The sequence below is a fragment of the Phycicoccus jejuensis genome (assembly GCF_000720925.1).
Lineage (GTDB): Bacteria > Actinomycetota > Actinomycetes > Actinomycetales > Dermatophilaceae > Phycicoccus > Phycicoccus jejuensis.
The window spans coordinates 131,772-146,748 of record NZ_JOEE01000007.1 but is presented as its reverse complement, the minus strand read 5'-3'; the positions used below and the strand labels follow the sequence as shown (position 1 = coordinate 146,748).

Annotated in this window: 14 protein-coding genes and 1 pseudogene; 6 read left to right on the top strand and 9 right to left on the bottom strand. The window is 69.3% G+C overall.

What is annotated here, in order from left to right; genetic code table 11:
• Positions 1-37: 37 nt before the first annotated feature.
• On the bottom strand, positions 38-1,288 hold the full coding sequence (locus tag IG69_RS0114225) for a glycoside hydrolase family 3 N-terminal domain-containing protein (RefSeq protein WP_036830202.1): 1,251 nt from the start codon (positions 1,286-1,288) through the stop codon (positions 38-40).
• A gap of 599 nt (positions 1,289-1,887) precedes the next feature.
• Here IG69_RS0114225 and IG69_RS0114220 point away from each other — a divergent pair.
• Complete coding sequence (locus tag IG69_RS0114220) at positions 1,888-2,211, top strand: peptidase inhibitor family I36 protein (RefSeq protein WP_169742070.1); 324 nt, start codon at positions 1,888-1,890, stop codon at positions 2,209-2,211.
• Between the two features lie 153 nt (positions 2,212-2,364).
• Here the strand turns inward: IG69_RS0114220 and arr are convergent, their stop codons facing one another.
• Genes arr through IG69_RS0114205 form a run of 3 tightly spaced genes read right to left on the bottom strand, consistent with a single transcriptional unit; the run spans position 2,365 to position 5,145 of the window.
• Positions 2,365-3,303 carry an NAD(+)--rifampin ADP-ribosyltransferase gene (gene arr, locus IG69_RS23185; RefSeq protein WP_030528834.1) on the bottom strand — a complete coding sequence of 313 codons (939 nt, stop codon included), beginning with the start codon at positions 3,301-3,303 and terminating at the stop codon, positions 2,365-2,367.
• Between the two features lie 38 nt (positions 3,304-3,341).
• On the bottom strand, positions 3,342-4,247 hold the full coding sequence (locus IG69_RS0114210) for a serine hydrolase (protein ID WP_245616160.1): 906 nt from the start codon (positions 4,245-4,247) through the stop codon (positions 3,342-3,344).
• Complete coding sequence (locus tag IG69_RS0114205) at positions 4,240-5,145, bottom strand: LysR family transcriptional regulator (RefSeq protein WP_030528832.1); 906 nt, start codon at positions 5,143-5,145, stop codon at positions 4,240-4,242. The genes IG69_RS0114210 and IG69_RS0114205 overlap by 8 nt, the downstream gene beginning before the upstream one ends.
• 104 nt (positions 5,146-5,249) lie before the next feature.
• Here IG69_RS0114205 and bla point away from each other — a divergent pair, with 104 nt between their 5' ends.
• The 3 genes from bla (at position 5,250) to IG69_RS0114190 (ending at position 7,785) form a co-directional block, all read left to right on the top strand.
• On the top strand, positions 5,250-6,215 hold the full coding sequence (bla, locus tag IG69_RS20365) for a class A beta-lactamase (RefSeq protein ID WP_036830200.1): 966 nt from the start codon (positions 5,250-5,252) through the stop codon (positions 6,213-6,215).
• 134 nt (positions 6,216-6,349) lie between these two features.
• Positions 6,350-6,976: a stage II sporulation protein M gene (locus IG69_RS0114195; RefSeq protein ID WP_036830198.1), complete on the top strand. Its 627-nt coding sequence runs from the start codon at positions 6,350-6,352 to the stop codon at positions 6,974-6,976.
• A gap of 83 nt (positions 6,977-7,059) precedes the next feature.
• On the top strand, positions 7,060-7,785 hold the full coding sequence (locus tag IG69_RS0114190) for a MerR family transcriptional regulator (RefSeq protein WP_030528829.1): 726 nt from the start codon (positions 7,060-7,062) through the stop codon (positions 7,783-7,785).
• A 96-nt stretch (positions 7,786-7,881) separates the two neighbouring features.
• Here IG69_RS0114190 and IG69_RS23180 read toward each other — a convergent pair whose 3' ends face one another.
• From IG69_RS23180 to IG69_RS0114170, 4 genes and pseudogenes are all read right to left on the bottom strand, one after another.
• Positions 7,882-8,571: a phthiocerol/phthiodiolone dimycocerosyl transferase family protein gene (locus tag IG69_RS23180; protein WP_342666168.1), complete on the bottom strand. Its 690-nt coding sequence runs from the start codon at positions 8,569-8,571 to the stop codon at positions 7,882-7,884.
• Positions 8,454-9,134, bottom strand: coding sequence for a tyrosine-type recombinase/integrase (locus tag IG69_RS0114180; RefSeq protein ID WP_157577600.1), 681 nt, complete (start codon positions 9,132-9,134; stop codon positions 8,454-8,456). The genes IG69_RS23180 and IG69_RS0114180 overlap by 118 nt, the downstream gene beginning before the upstream one ends.
• 217 nt (positions 9,135-9,351) lie before the next feature.
• Positions 9,352-9,789, bottom strand: a pseudogene (locus IG69_RS20360) (VOC family protein).
• A gap of 84 nt (positions 9,790-9,873) precedes the next feature.
• Positions 9,874-10,152, bottom strand: a complete 279-nt coding sequence (locus tag IG69_RS0114170; protein ID WP_030528826.1) for a hypothetical protein — start codon at positions 10,150-10,152, stop codon at positions 9,874-9,876.
• Positions 10,153-10,334: 182 nt separating this feature from the next.
• Between IG69_RS0114170 and IG69_RS21720 the strand changes: the two genes are divergently transcribed.
• Positions 10,335-11,516 carry a DUF349 domain-containing protein gene (locus tag IG69_RS21720; RefSeq protein ID WP_084696816.1) on the top strand — a complete coding sequence of 394 codons (1,182 nt, stop codon included), beginning with the start codon at positions 10,335-10,337 and terminating at the stop codon, positions 11,514-11,516.
• A 639-nt stretch (positions 11,517-12,155) separates the two neighbouring features.
• Positions 12,156-12,944 carry a DUF4145 domain-containing protein gene (locus IG69_RS0114165; RefSeq protein WP_030528825.1) on the top strand — a complete coding sequence of 263 codons (789 nt, stop codon included), beginning with the start codon at positions 12,156-12,158 and terminating at the stop codon, positions 12,942-12,944.
• A 110-nt stretch (positions 12,945-13,054) separates the two neighbouring features.
• Here IG69_RS0114165 and IG69_RS21715 read toward each other — a convergent pair whose 3' ends face one another.
• A complete protein-coding gene (locus IG69_RS21715; RefSeq protein ID WP_169742068.1) occupies positions 13,055-14,773 on the bottom strand; it encodes an ATP-dependent nuclease in 1,719 nt (572 codons plus the stop codon).
• Positions 14,774-14,977 lie beyond the last annotated feature (204 nt).

The window sequence follows — 14,977 nt, the reverse complement described above, 5'->3', positions numbered from 1 at the left end:
AGGCCGGTCCGGGCCGCGGCGGGAGGGGTGCCCGCCGTCAGTCCCCGGCCTTCGACGACGACGACGAGCAGGGCAGCAGGCCCATCCGGTCCTTGAGGTCGAGCACGCGGTGCACCGAGGCGTCGACCTGCTGCGCGAAGTCGTCGTCCTTGGCCGCCTTCGCGGTGAGCGCCTCGAGCATCGCGGGGGCCACGGACGCGTCGCCGGTCAGCGTGATGTCGCCGCCCGCCTCGACGAACTTGACGGCGCGCTGCCCGGGGGAGGTGGAGCGGACGGACTGCGCGTTGACGTCGTCGGTGATGACGACACCGTCGAAGCCGAGGTCGCCGCGCAGCATGTCGGTGACGACCGTGCGCGAGAACATCGCCGGCACGCCGGGGTCGATCTTCGCGTAGTTCGCCGAGCCGACCATGACGAGGCCGGCGCCGGCGTCGACGCCCGCGGCGAACGGCTCGAGGTAGGCGTCGTCCTTCGTCGTCGTCGGGTCGGTGATGCCGGTGCTGTGGAAGTCGGTGTTGTTGCGGATGCGGCCGAGCCCCGGGAAGTGCTTGACCGTCGCCTCGACGCCGCCGTCGAGCATCCCCTCGATGAACGCCGTCGACGCCTTCTCGACGGTCTTCGGGTCCGACCCGTACTCGCGCTCGTACTTGCCGATCGGCTCGTTGCCGCGGCCGAGGTCGGCCGGCACGGTGTCGGTGACCGGGGCGAGGTTGACGTTGACCCCGGCGTCCTTGAGCTCCTCGGCCCAGCCGGCGGCGGCCTTGCGCAGCGCGGACGAGGACATCCGCGCCTGCTCGCTCGCGGTCGGCGGGCGGGTGAAGCCCTCGCCGCGCAGCTGGTGCACCTCGCCGCCCTCCTGGTCGGCGGCGATCATCAGGTCGATGCCGGCCGTGGCCTTGCGGGACACGAGCCCCTGGAGGTGCTCGGAGGTGGTCGACACCTTCTCGGCGCCCTCCCAGCCGCCGAGGTAGATGACGTTGCCGACGTGGTCCTTCGTGATGGTCGTGTCGAGCGCGTCGAGCGAGGCGTTGGTGTCGAAGCCGACCATGAGCAGCTGGCCGAGCCGCTGGTCCGCGGTCATCGCCTCGTACGTCGTGTCGGCGCAGCTCGGGGTCTCGCTGGGCGACGGGGTCGCCGAGGCCGAGGGCGACGCGGCGGTGCTCGACGCGGTCGCGCTGGTCGGGGCCGCCTCGGGGGTGCCGGTCGAGCAGCCGGCGAGGGTGACGGCGAGCGCCCCGGCGAGGGCGAGCGCGGCGCGGCGGGGGTGGGGTCGCGTGGGGGTGGTCACCCGAAAACGCTACGTGACCACCCGGCGGGTCACGGAATCGCGCTGGTCGCGGCGCCGTCGACCGAATGGCGGCGCGGAACGCGGAGGACTGTGGCGGGCTGAGGGCGACGCTGCGGCGACCCGACCGTCGTCCTCTGAACACAAGGCACCCTGGTTCAGCTGGGCGCCGGACCGCGCCCCGGGAGCTCGACACTGACCGGCTGCTGTGGCTTCCACGCTCGCGCCGCCGGCCTCGTGTTCCGTCTCTGACGGGCGCAGTGGGCTGCTCCGTGCCGACCTCTCGGAGCGCGCGTATAGGTGCGCCCCGAGGCCGCCATCGCCGGTGAGCGGTTCAGGCGCCAGTGGGATGCATGGCTGCTTCGTATGCCCGTTCGGTGGCGTTGATCCCTCGCACGTCGAAAGGGCTGTGGGGCAGCCTGCTTCGCTCTCGCCGTGCGGCTCGGTCTCAGCGCTGCTAGCGTCCGGCCGGGGGGCTGTCCGGGGGGACTCGGGGGCTTCCTTTCTCATGGACCACGTCTGGTCCGCCTACTCACAGAAGGAGCATCATGCGCAGGAAGCATCGAGTCGCCACGGGACTGGTCGGAGCCGCACTCCTCGCCGTGGCAGCCGCCCCATCCGCATCGGCGGCGACTGGGTACGACCGTTGCCCGAACTTCAAGATGTGCGTCTTCACCGGGCCCAACGGCACGGGTGTCATGGCGACGTTCTCGGTGGGCGACGCCAACCTCGGGGACAACATCGGGCCCACCGGCATGAACAACAACATCGAGAGCACCTACAACCGGACCGGTCACGACTGGGACCTCTGGGACGGTGCGGGCTACACCGGCGAGCACTGGGTCTCACACACCCACTACGACGGGCACGGTCGCAACGTCTACGCGGGGATCGCGAACCGGGTCAGCTCCCTGCACGACTACTGACCGGTAAGAGGTCCAGGAGTTGGTCGGGGTGGGGCGCGGGGCGCTCCACCCCGGACCGTCCGACAGTCGGGCTCCCGCGACGGCGGCCGTGAAGGATGTGCCCGACGTGGGTGACGCTGCTCATGGTGTCCTGCCCAGTGGCGACCTCCCAGGTCAATCCATCGCCTCGATGCCGAGCTCGGCCAGCTCGCCGGAGGAGTCGCGGAGGCGCTGCACCAGCGCGGCGTCCGGGGGCTCCCAGTCGAGCACCTCCTCGACGACGCGGACGCCCTCGGTCGTGCGGTAGGAGCGGGTCGGGTTGCCCGGGAAGCGCTTGTCGGTGACGTTGGGGTCGTCCTCGAGCGGGCCGAGCGGCTCGACCCGGTAGACGCGGGGTGGCCCGTCGCCGCGCGCGAGCTCGGCCGCCAGGGGGGCGCCGTTCGACGAGGCCGTGACGTAGATGTGCTTCATGGGGCGGCCCGACCCGAAGTTCGAGCGCCAGCCCGGCGTCAGCACGTCACCGGGACGGAGGTCGGCCCGGGTGCCGTGGAAGAACGGGCCGGGGTCGTCGACGACGCGCTTCGGCGGGGGAGGGTCGCGCAGCAGCACGTCGAGCCGGTGCAGGAGCGTCGCCACGCGACTACCGCCCTCCGGTGCCCGGGGGTAGCGCGACAGGACGTCGAGGACGACCGGGCCCGCCCGCCGGGCCGCGGCGTCGAGCACGTACTCGGCGACCACGGGGTCGTCGCCCCGGTACAGCTCGGCGGCCCGGGCCGCGTGCACCGCGGCGCCGAGGAGATGCCGCAGCTGCGTGGCGTTCGCGAGCGGGTGCAGGTAGGCGGCGGCCGCGGCGTCACCGGCGGCCGTCGCCGCGTGCTTCGCCGCCTCGGTGGATGCCTCCCGCCCGGCGCGGTGGGCGTCGGTCGCGGTGCGGCGCTGGAGGTTCGAGCGCGGCGCGCCCTGCGCGAACTCGCGGGCCGCGTCCATCGCGGCGCGCGGCCGGTCGTCGTCGGGGTGGGCGCGGTCCCACACGACGAGCGCCGGCTCGGCGCAGTCGGCGGCGTACCCGGCGACCGCGCGCAGCTCGTCCGTCGTCAGCTCGAAGTCGGCCACCCGCGCGAGTCTGGCACGGGGCGGGGCGCGGCCGCCCGTCAGCGCACGTGGTCGTGGACGGCCCGCGCCGCGGCGCCGAGGCTCGCGTCGGCGGCGGGCTGCACGGACGCCGGCACGCTCGACGTGCTGAGGGCCACGACCACGACGAGCGTGCCGTCGGCATGCTCGACGACGCCGGCCTCGTGGCGCAGGTTGAGAAGGGAGCCGGTCTTGGAGGCCCAGCGGGCGTCGTCCGAGGCGAGGTCCGGGGCCAGCCGATGACGGAGGGCGTTGCCGTGCAGGTGCTCGCGCAGGCGTTCGGCCACCGCGGGCCGCAGCCCGCGGCCGGTCCACACCCGCTCGAGCAGGTCCGCTGTCGACCGGGCGGTGACGACGTTGGTGCGGGCGACGTCCAGCTGCCGCACCGGGTGCCCGTGGGCCGGCGTGCTGCCGCGGATCGCGAGGGTGTGGGCGAGGTGCCCCTCGTGGGCCGGCAGCCGGTCGAGCGGCGTGTCCGACAGCTCGGCGAAGGGGTGGCGCACCACCATCGGCGCGACGCCGAGCGCGTCGAGGTCGGCGGTGACCTCGGCGGGAGGGACGAGCCGCAGCAGGGCGTCGGCGGCGGCGTTGTCGCTGACCGTGAGTGCGAGGCCGACGAGGTCCTCGACCGCCACGACCGCCGGGTGCCGGAGGCGGCCCAGCCCGGGGGTCGCCTCGTGCGGCTGCCCGGGTGGGACCTCGATGCGCGCCCCGCCGTCGAGCCGCCCGTCGTCGACCCGGGTGAGGACGGCCAGCGCCAGCGGCAGCTTGGCCAGCGACGCGGCGGGGGTGAGCACGTCGGCGTCGATCGCGACCTCCCGCCCGGTCCCGAGGTTGCGCGCCAGCAGGCTCGCGCGCAGCCCGGCGTCCGCGAGGTCCGCCCGCAGCGCCTCCCGGAGGTTGGCCGTGCGGGCCGGCTCAGGCACGCCGTGCTCCATCGGCCCCCAACGCGTCGGCGAGCTCGGCGGCCGCCGCCGCCAGCAGCGCCGCCACGTCGTCGCCGCTGTCACCGTACAGCCGGTGGCCGCGCACGAGGTCGACCCCCCCGAGGGGACGCCAGGCTAGGCCGAGGTCCTCGGCCTCGCGTTCGGAGCAGAGGAGGAGGTCGCCGTCGGCGAGCACGCCGGTCAGGGCCGCGGTACGGCTGCGGTCGACCGGCAGCTGGCCCGGTGCGAGCCCGGCCGCGGCGCCGGCCCGGACGAGGACGTCGCGCAGGTGCGGCACGTCGTCCTCGGGAGTCGTGCGCAGACGCGCCCCTGCCGGCGTGGCCGTCCGACCCCGGCCGGCGCGCGAGGGACGCAGCTGCGCGAGGCGCAGCGGCCCAGGGGCGCCGGACGCACGGACCGCCCCGGCGGCGCCGAGCGGCGTGCACCACGTCCCGTCGTCCGCAGGGACCGCGACGACGCCGACCCGCGCCGCCTGCCTGGCCACGAGGTCTGTCCGTTCGTTCGGGTCGGCGGGGACGGGCTCGACGTTCATCCCCGCGACTCGCGCCGCCGCGGCGACGGCGGCCAGGTCCCGTTCGGCGCAGTGGCGCGGGACGGCGAGGGTGAGCGGACGCAGCCGCGCCCTCGCCGCATCCAGCTCGAGCTCGTCGGCCAGGGCCACGAGACGCCGGGCGGTCGGGGCCAGGTCACGTCCCAGCGGTGTGAGCCCGGTCCGCCGCGACCGTCGCTCGAGCAGGGTGCCGCCGAGCCGTCGCTCGAGAGCGCTCAACCTCCGGCTCGCGACCGACTGGGCGATGCCCAGCGCACCGGCCGCGCCCGTGACGCTGCCCCGCTCGTCGACCTCGACGAGCACACGGCAGGCGGCGAGCAGGTCCACGCCCTCACCGTACGTGGAGCGCCGGACGCGAGCCATGCCGGATCGGCATGGAACTGCGCGATCGCGCACTCGCGCGCACGGGCGGGCCCGGCGAACGTGGCGGCATGACATCTCTCCGACGGCCTCACCGCCTCACCCGCACCCGATCCCTCCTCCTCGCGTCGTCCGTGGTCGGCGTCCTCTCGATCGGGCCGGCGGTCGCCGCGGCGCCCCTCGCGCCGACGGGCGCCGACGTCACGACCGCGACCTCGGTCCGGGACGAGGGGGTGGGCTCGAGGGCCTCCGACCGGGCCTTCGCCGCCCTCGAGCGCGTGCACGACGCCACGCTGGGCGTGACCGCGATCGACACCGCCACCGGGCGCACCGTCTCGTGGCGCTCCGGGACCCGTTTCCCCTTCGCCTCCACCAACAAGACCTTCATCGCCGCGGCGGTGCTGGACCGCTCGAGCGACGCCGACCTCGACGAGGTCGTCCGCTACACCCGGGAGGACCTGCTCGAGTACGCGCCGGTGACCAGCCGCTTCGTCGACACGGGGATGACGGTGCGCGAGCTGCTCGACGCCGCGCTGCGGTTCAGTGACAACACGGCCGCCAACCTGCTCGTCGAGCGGCTGGGCGGCCCGGGGGCGGTCCAGGCGTGGCTGCGCGAGCACGGTGACCGCGTCACCCGGGTCGACCGGGTCGAACCCGAGCTCAACGAGGCACTGCCGGGCGACCCCCGCGACACGACGACCCCCGCGCAGTTCGCGCGAGGCCTGCGCGACGTCGTCCTCGGCTCCGACCTCGCGGTCGGGGACCGGACGCTTCTGCGCAACCTCATGCTCGGGTGCACGACCGGGGACGCCACCGTCCGTGCCGGTGTCGACCCCGCCTGGCCCGTCGCCGACAAGACCGGGACCGGCGAGTACGGCGTTCGTGACGACATCGCGGTCGTCTACCCGGCCGGACGGGCACCCGTCGTCGTCGCCGTCTTCACCCGGCAGGACACCCCGGACGCCGAGCCCGACAACGCCCTGGTCGCCGCCGCGACCCGTGAGGCAGTCGACCGCCTCGTCGGGCCCCGACGCTGACGCCCGGCTTCCCGGTGCGCCGATCGCGGCCGGCGATGCCCGACTTGACCCTGCTCCGACAGCACGGTTTCGGATGGGACCGACACGGCGCCCACGAGGCGCGCCGGCAGCCCCGACCCCACGGAGAACCCACCATGCCGACCGTCCTGCGCAGCACCGTCGACGTCGTCCGGAGCGACCTGCGCCCGTTCCTCTGGCTCAACGCCGGCGCCTTCGGCATCCTGCTCGTCGGGATGCTCCTGGGCCTGCTCTTCCCCGACCTCGTGGCCGCGCAGGCGGCCGGCTTCGAGGAGTCCGGTCAGACCGACCTCGTCCTGCGGGTGTTCGGCAACCCGTGGTTGTTCGCCCTGACGATCCTCGCCGTCAACACCCTCACCGTGGGGGCGGCGCTGATCGTCCTGCCCTCGATGGTCGTCCCGTTCCTCGGGCTGCCGCTCTTCGCGTGGAAGGCGCTGACCATCGGCATCGCCCTCACGCCGACCACGCCGACCCTGCGGGTGGCGTTCATCCCGCACTCGCTGACCGTCCTCATCGAGTTCGAGGCCTACGTCCTGCTCCTGCTCGGCGCGTGGGTCCTCGGACGGGCCTGGCTGCGGCCGGCGTCCGTAGGGGCGTCGACCCGTCGGGAGGCGTACGGGATCGGCGTCCGTCGTCTCGGGCGGCTGGTGCTCGCCGCGCTGCTCCTCCTCGTGGTCGGCGCGCTCTGGGAGGCGTGGTCGCTGACCCGCCTCGTGCCGTGGCTCGTCCACACGCTGCTGTGACCGCCCGCGCGTACGGTGGGGCGGGCGCCCGGCCGCCCGCCCCACCGGTTCGTCCACCCGCACCGCACCCCGAGAGGTCCCCGATGGCATGGAGCACCCGGCAGCTGGCGGAGCTGGCGCACACGTCGGTGAGCACGGTGCGGCACTACCACCGCATGGGGCTGCTCGAGGAGCCGGAGCGGGGGTCCAACGGCTACAAGCACTACGGGGTGCCGCACCTCGTCCGGCTCCTCCAGATCATCCGGCTCGGTGACCTCGGGGTGCCGCTGGCCGACATCCCGGAGTGGGACCTCGGCGGCCAGGGACTCGGGGAGCAGATCGACCTCCTCGACGCCGAGATGGAGGCGGCCATCGACCGGCTCACCCGGCTGCGCGAGGAGCTCGCGGCGGCACGCCGGCACCGGGCGCCGCTGCAGCTGCCCTCCGGCTTCGCGCCGGTGGGGCGCGAGCTCTCCGAGGCGCAGCAGTCGGTCCTCACCGTGTTCTCGGCCGTCCTCGACCCCGCCGACCTGCACCAGCTCGCCCGGGCCATGATGACCCCGGACCCCGCGGTCGACGCCTTCGAGTCCCTGCCCGAGGAGGCCGACGACGCGGCGGTCGAGGACGTCGCCCGGCAGCTGGTGGGCTCCGCCCGCCGCACCCGGGCGGCCCACCCGGCCCTGCGGGACCTGACCGCCCGGTCACCGCACGGGCAGCGGGCGGCCGACGTGGTGCTGGCGCAGACGCTGGTGCAGTTCTACAACGGCCCCCAGCTCCGCGCCCTGCAGCTCCTCGACGCGCTCCTCGACGAACCCGCTGACCCGTCGTGACGAGGCCGGGCCGGCGCGACGGTGTGGGTCGGTCACGCTGACTCCGCGGAGCGCGCACCCGCCGGCGAGCGGCGCCCGTCAGCCGGTCGGGGGATCTCAGAGACGCTCGCGCCGGCCGAGGATGTCGGCGGCAAGGCCGGCCGGGTGGTCGTGGCTGGTGAGTGTCATCCGCAGGGCGTCGGCGTGAGTCACGACACCGAGGATGCGTTCGTCCCTGACCTGTGTGGTCATCGTCGGACCCCAGAGCGCCCTCACTGCGGACGGCGCGTGCGCCACGCCCAGGTTGGTGATCTCGAGATCGGACGAGGTGGCTGAGAGCATCGCCGCCTCGGCCTCCAGGGCATCGGCCGGCTGCATCGAGGCGAGGGCGAGCGCCGTGTCACGGGCGCTGCGTCGGGCCGTGCGCAGCTGCCTGGCCGCCTCCCGCACGAGGTCCCAGGTCGTGCGGTCGGGGCTGGTCGTGAGGGCCACCGTCGTGGCGGTGAAGCGGTTGACGACGTCGTCCTCGAGGCCGAGGGCGCTGCGGAGGTCGATGGGGGCGTTGATCCGGATCGTCGGTCTGCGGGTGGCGGTGGAGAGGGCCTCTGCGGCGACGGCGCAGAGGGCGGCCTGGACCGTCGCGCCGTTCCGGCGGGCAGCGGCACGCAGCTGCGCGGTCCGCTCGGGTCCTAGCCGGGCGCTCTCGACGTGTGGCGGTCCGCCGTCGAAGGGCCGGATGGACGGGGCCGCGTGCTGCGGCTCGACGGGCGCAGGATGAGCGGGCCGTCGACGCGCTGCCCGCGGCACGCCTCGAGGGCCCGGAGCACCGGGACGGTCACCGGCATCGTGGCCGGCTGGTTGCCCTTGCCGACCAACCGCAGCACGCGGTGCCCGCGCAAGGTCTCGGCGTAGTCCTCGATCCGGACCGCCGCGGCCTCCGACGCGCGCAATGCGTTGATCCCCAGCAGGAACGCCAGGGCGCCGTGGTGGACGGTGATGGTCTGGGAGACCTGCAGGAACCGGATGAGCTCGAGCCGGTCGAGCCCTTGGGTGCGGGTCTCGTCCCGGTGCACCGTCGGCAGCCGGGCGTACACGGCCGGGTCCGCCGGGACCAGGCCGTCGATGTGCGCGAAGCGGAAGTACCCCCGCACCCCGTGCATCATGGTCACCACGCTGGAGTCCATCAATCCGCGTTCGCTCAGCCCGCGGATGTACAGCTCGACATGGGCGCGCTGGATGCCTGCGAGCGGGTCCAGCCCGTGTCCTTCGCACCAGGAGAACCATTCCCGCAGCTGGAACGAGTACAGCCGGTGCGTTCGCCCCGAGTAGCGAGCCAGGTACGACACCGCGGCCAGCTGCGCGGTCGACATGGTGGCCGGTTGGTAGGGGAGAAGGGCAGTCTGCGCTGACATGGGTCAGCTCACGCGGCGACAGTTGGCGGCCCGCACCCGCCCGCCGCGACCGCGGCCGGGCATCCGGACCCGTGAACGGTAGACCCGAGCCGCCGCCACGACCAGTCCGTTGCCAGGCGGTGTGGCGCGAGTCGCGACAGAGGCGCGATGGTCCTCGCGCAGCGCCGTCGGTACGTCAGCTCCGCTGCAGCTCCTCGGCGAGCATGACGATGATGCCGCTCGGGCCGCGGACGTAGGTGAGCTTCTAGACGTCCTCGTAGGTCGCCACGCCGCGCAGCGGGTAGCAGTCGTGTCTCGCCGCGATCTCGAGGGCCTCGTCGAGGTCGTCGACCGAGAAAGCGACTCGATGCATGCCGATCTCGTTGGGCCGGGTCGGTTCGGTCTCGATCGCGTCGGGGTGGATGTACCCGAACAGCTCGAGCCGACCGTGACCGTCCGGCGTCTGGAGCATGGCGATCTTGGCGTGGTTGCCGTCGAGGCCGACCGCCGTGTCGGTCCATTCGCCGCTGACCGTGTCACGGCCGAGGACGGTCAGCCCCAGGTCGGTGAAGAAGGCGATGGTCGCGTCCAGGTCGCGGACGGCGATCGCAACGTTCTCGAGCTTGATGGGCATGCGGCGAAGGCTATAGAGCGGCTCGCCAGTCGAAGCGGTTCACCGACCTCAAAGTGGTGTCGGCTCGCGGCGAAGTGCAGCACCTCACCACTCGTCGGCCCGGATGCGACGATCCATCAGGATGGCCCACGTATACGCCGAGCCCTGGCTTTCCTTGATGTCGCTCGGCCCCTTCGCCGGCATGTGCGCGCAGGCCTTCCTGAAGTTGGTACGTGAGAGCGAACGATTGATCTCGCGACCTCCGCGAGTGACCTTCAAGTAGTCCCCGGCCACTGTGTACGTGAAGGGCAGTCCCGTGATGGTGTGGAACGTCTGACCAGCGTGACTCTCGATCCGGGTCCAAGCATCGTCGACGGAGACCATCCGTTGAATGTAGGGACGTGCTCCACCTCTGACTAGGGCCCGTGCCCCGTCTGGCGGCGAAGTGGGCTAGATCCAGACGTGCCTACCGTCCACATGTGGCTCTCGCGGGCGCCAAGGAAATCGTCGTGGCAACCCTTTCGTTTACCGCATCTCATCCTTATCCTCCGGAGGAGGAGGTGGTTATGCCGGAAGCGAGCGATGTGGGTGATCTGAGTCGGCCCCATAGCCACTACGTGTCGGACGCGGACCACGTCGTCCAGTTCGCGAGAGATTCGAACGAACAGCCTCACGTTGACGGCGGTTCCGTGCCCCGGGGGGAGAGACGCATTCGGCAGGCTTACATCGACCACGCCGGAAGGCCGACTGGGGTGTGGGAAAGCGACGGACGAACAGATGTCCACTCTGGGAACGACCAGATCGCTTACTTCCCAGAGGGACCAGCGAAGGCGAAATGGAAGCTAGTCCAACGGGCTGAGGTGGCGGCCAACCGCTCGTGGTCGGATGCAGCTCAAGAGTTCCGTTCGTTACGAGATGAGTGGAAGGCAGCCGGCACAGCGGATAGATCGACCGAGTCTGCTCTTTGGCCGCGATTTCGGGCCGCCCAGGATGCACACTTCGCTGCCCGCAGCGCCGCATGGCACCAGAATCAAGCTGCGAAGGCGTCTCTAGTTCGCGAAGCGGAACATCTCGCAGCGTCGTCGGATACTAGGAGTGCTGGCGAGCGGATGCGCGCCCTTGGCGAGGAGTGGAAACGGATCGGTCCGTGCGACAAGGCGGACAGCGACCGCCTCTGGGCCGCGTTCAACGCCGCCCGCACCAAGTTGCGCACCCGACGAGACGCGGAGTTCGAGGAGCGCAAGCGTCAGTGGGCTGCCAACAAGTCGAAGAAGGAGTCTCTCGTCCGGCAGATGAATATGCTCCGACACTCGTCCGACTTCCGCGCCGCGAAAGAGCAAGCGCGTTCCTTGACGGACCAGTGGAAGGCGTCTGGGCCGTGCGACCGAGCGGACAACGATCGCCTCTGGAACGACTTCAGTGCAAGTAAGACCCGTGTCTTTGAGGCTGCGCGGGTTGCAGGCGAGCAGCGTAAGGCAGAGGCGGCACGGCGAGCGTGGAACAAAGTGCAGCGGTTGGAGGAACAGTTGCGCAGCATCGAATCGCGCATCTATCAGACCCAAGCCAACTACTCACGGGCGTTGTCAGCGCGATCTCCTTCAATGCGAAATCCGAACTGGCACACTATCGTAGCAAATCAGCAGCGGCGTCAATCCGACATCGCGGCCCGCCTGTCATCCCTGCACGAGAAGCGTTCAGATGTGCAACGAAGGTTAATTGAGGCTCGCTCGCGAGCAAACAGCTTTTAACTACCATGGATAAGTGCAAGGCAATGGCAAGGATGGCATCTTCCTACTTGCGCGAAGTCGGTGCACTGAATCATGGCCCCCGCCTCCGGACACACTGGTGTAGTGCACCCGCAGCTAGCATTATGCAGTTCGGCTACGGTTTGACGCCCACGGCCCGAGCACTGTCGAGGGTCACGCAAAGCCGGTCCCCCGAGTCCACATCAAGAGGCAACTAAGCCGACTTTCGGTCCAGGAGCGCGTCGAAGGCTTTTCTGTGGCCGAACGGTGACAGCTGGGACTCTCACGTCCTCGAGCGGCTGCGCGGCTGCGACCTCACCGCCGAAATGCGTCCGAACTCGGCTCCGGGCGCCGACCGGTCACGTTCCGCGACAGCTCCGAAGGACGACTGAGGTTCAGGTCCGAATGCATTCATGGAGGACGCCAACCCGTCCCGGGCCCGCGGGTGGAGTTGCTAAGTGCGGCCGCACGACGGGGTGCGCGATTAGATTAGGAGGTCGGCTCGCGGCGGTATGTGGTAGTTCAGGATCCTGCCTTGGCTACGACGATCTGCGCAACGGCCAGCCTGAACTCGACCAACCAGCGAACGATCGAGTCAATCGGGTCGAGGCCACCTTCAACGGGCGGCGTAAGGTCTGCGACGTGACCGTTGACAAGGGTGTGCTCCAGCTGACTCGGCCGATTGAGGAAGGTGACCAGTGGCCCCGCGTGCAGTGCTCGATCTGTGGGTCAGGCCGGGTCACCTTCGAGGAGCCGGTGCAGCACGAAAGCACAAGCTCCATCGCAGCACATAGGCATTTCGCTTGGGAGCCGGAGTGGATCCGCGGCAGCTTCACTGTGGCTGGCCGCTGTGAGAACCCACGCTGCGGAACGGTTTTCGCCGGCGCAGGGTCGTATTCAATCAACTACAGAGAGAATCGCGAGGTTGAATACGGCGACGATGGCCCGCACTACTCCGGCTTCTACCAGTGCGAGGTGTTGTATCCGCACGTCCTGTTGCTGACGGTTCCAGAGTCGACGCCTCCAGACGTCCAGGAGGCTATCCACCGCGCGGGCCGTGTGATCCTCTCTGACCCGGGACTTGCCGCGACGGCTCTGAGGAGTGGCGTCGAGCGCTTTCTCACGCATCAGGGCGTAAGCGCGACGGACGAGAAGGGCAGGTTCGTCTCGGCTGCTAAGCGCATCAAGACTTGGGGGGAAGCTGCCTCTGGCAGACGCGAGATTGCACGGCTATTCGATGCCGCGAGATGGCTTGGCAACACGGGCACTCATGAGGACTCAGACATAACCGTCGAGGAGGTCCTTCAAGGAGTAACCATCTTGGATGAAGCTTTCCACCGGATCTACACGGGGCCGGATGTGGACTTGCTGGCGCAGCGGATCAACGATGCCAGAGGCCCTTACCGCGGCGAGGAGCAGCCAAAAGCCTGATCGCACATCTGACGGCGATGTGGCGCAGCTACGCCCGGTCGAATGCTTCCCAATGCGCTGCAAGAAGGGTCCGTCCAAGGAGGCGGCAGTCGGCTTGTCCTCAGAGAGAACTATTGCTGCGACGAGATGAATCCGTGGACTTCTCGCATAAGGGGGTGGGCCGAAGGCTCGCTCCGGAAGAGCTCCTGTTCCAGCACCTGACGCAACCACGCCTGCTTATTGCCCGAGATCTGAGGGTGGAATCGCTCTAGCTCCCCGACCTCAACCAGAAACAAGCCAAGAAGCTTGCAGGCAGCCAAGATGCTTGAAAATGCGGCAGTCGGATCTCCACTGTCTACAGCCCCGAACCCCTTGCGCTTCATCTGCTTCCAGCCCGATTCGACTCGAACCACGTCTGCGAGAGCGAGCCGATCCGCCTTGGTCACGGGATCCTTAGGATCCCCCGAGAGATTACCGAATGCCTCTGAACACTCCGAGTACGTGGGCATCTTTCTCATCGCAGCAACAGAAGCATCAAGAACGTTGTAACTGGCTTCAATCGTGGCGAAACTGCCGCCCATCCTTTCAAATAGTTCGGAGAACTTACTTTTATCCGCAAGCATATCAATGTCGGCAATCACCGCCGTAGGAACCGCAGCAGCGCTCAGCGCTCCGTAGGCCTTCGCCAGCCTGTCCTTGCCTCCGCATTGCGTAAACAAGAGGTCCGATGCAAGGAGGTCGGCGTCCTCCATTGAATCTAGGGTGACCGAATAATAGGTGCAATCAGACTCGGACTCACACAGGACCACACCTTTGTAAAAGATCCCGTCGATTATGTTCGAGAATCGAAGGAGCGGATCCCTGTAGATTGCCTTGATGGCATCTGCATCTACTTGGGCTACGTGATTTGAATCATCTGTGGGTCGAGTAAGACGAACAATCGAGGTGTCTGCGTGCGCTGACGCGTTTATCACGCCCTGGACGAAGTCATCACTGTGCGTGGCGACGATGATTTGACGATCGTGCTCTTTACTCATTTCAGCCACGACCTGGCCAAGGAGTCGGGCTTGGGGCGGATGGAGGAACGTCTCCGGCTCGTCCAGAAGAACTATGTCGAAACCGTCGGCCGCAAGAGAGAGCATGGTCCCCATGAACGCTTGCATGCCTGCTCCTTGCTGATGCAGTAGGGGTAATTTCATTACTTCAGCCAGGTAGGGACCAGGAACGCCAATGGCTGGCTCGGGGATATCGGTCCCCCCAACATGCAAATGCACTTGAGCCCCCGCGTGGCGATTCACGAGGATCTCGCGCCCGAAGGCGCGCTGCATATACGACGTGACTGTGGCCTCGAGCTCACGGTCTTCCCATAGTCTTTGGAGGGGGGTGCGCGCGGTCTCTCTAACCAGATCAGGCACCTGTTGGCTCGCGAGAGGAGCGCCTCGACCCTCGGGGCCTAGAAAGAGAACGATGCCACCCGCCAACTGTCCCAACCGATCCGTTCGCCCAAGGGCATTGGACAAGTAGGACTCAGTTAGCTGCTGACCGTTTGGGAAGAAGTAAACCGTCTCGTTGATGGTTCCAAACGGGTGAACTCCGGGCTCGAATCTCTTCGCGCGCGCGGCGATGAGACTACGCATCTCCTCCGGAGGGGGCATGGCGCAGACGACCGATGCCACAGGGGGCTCGACATATCGCTGTACGTGAGAGTCTGTGCTCAATTCGGTCAACAGCGTGGTGAGAACCGCACTCTTGCCCACGTTGTTGGGCCCGACAATGAGCGTCACGTGATCACTGGGCGCGATGACTTGCCCACCGGTCGTTAGATTTATCGCGCTGATCTTCGGACGCATACCTTGAGTATAGGTGGAGAAGTGGCCATCTGGAGGTAGAGCCTCATCGAGGCGAGGCATGCTCGGAATTGGCGGGTTTATGTCCGCCGCAGCAGGCTTTTACGAGCGCGCAATGCGGAGTTCATCTGGGCGAAGCGGGTCGCCCACAGTGGGCGGTATGACGTGGGCTCTGCGTGCGTCGACAGGAGACGTTGACGCAGCTCC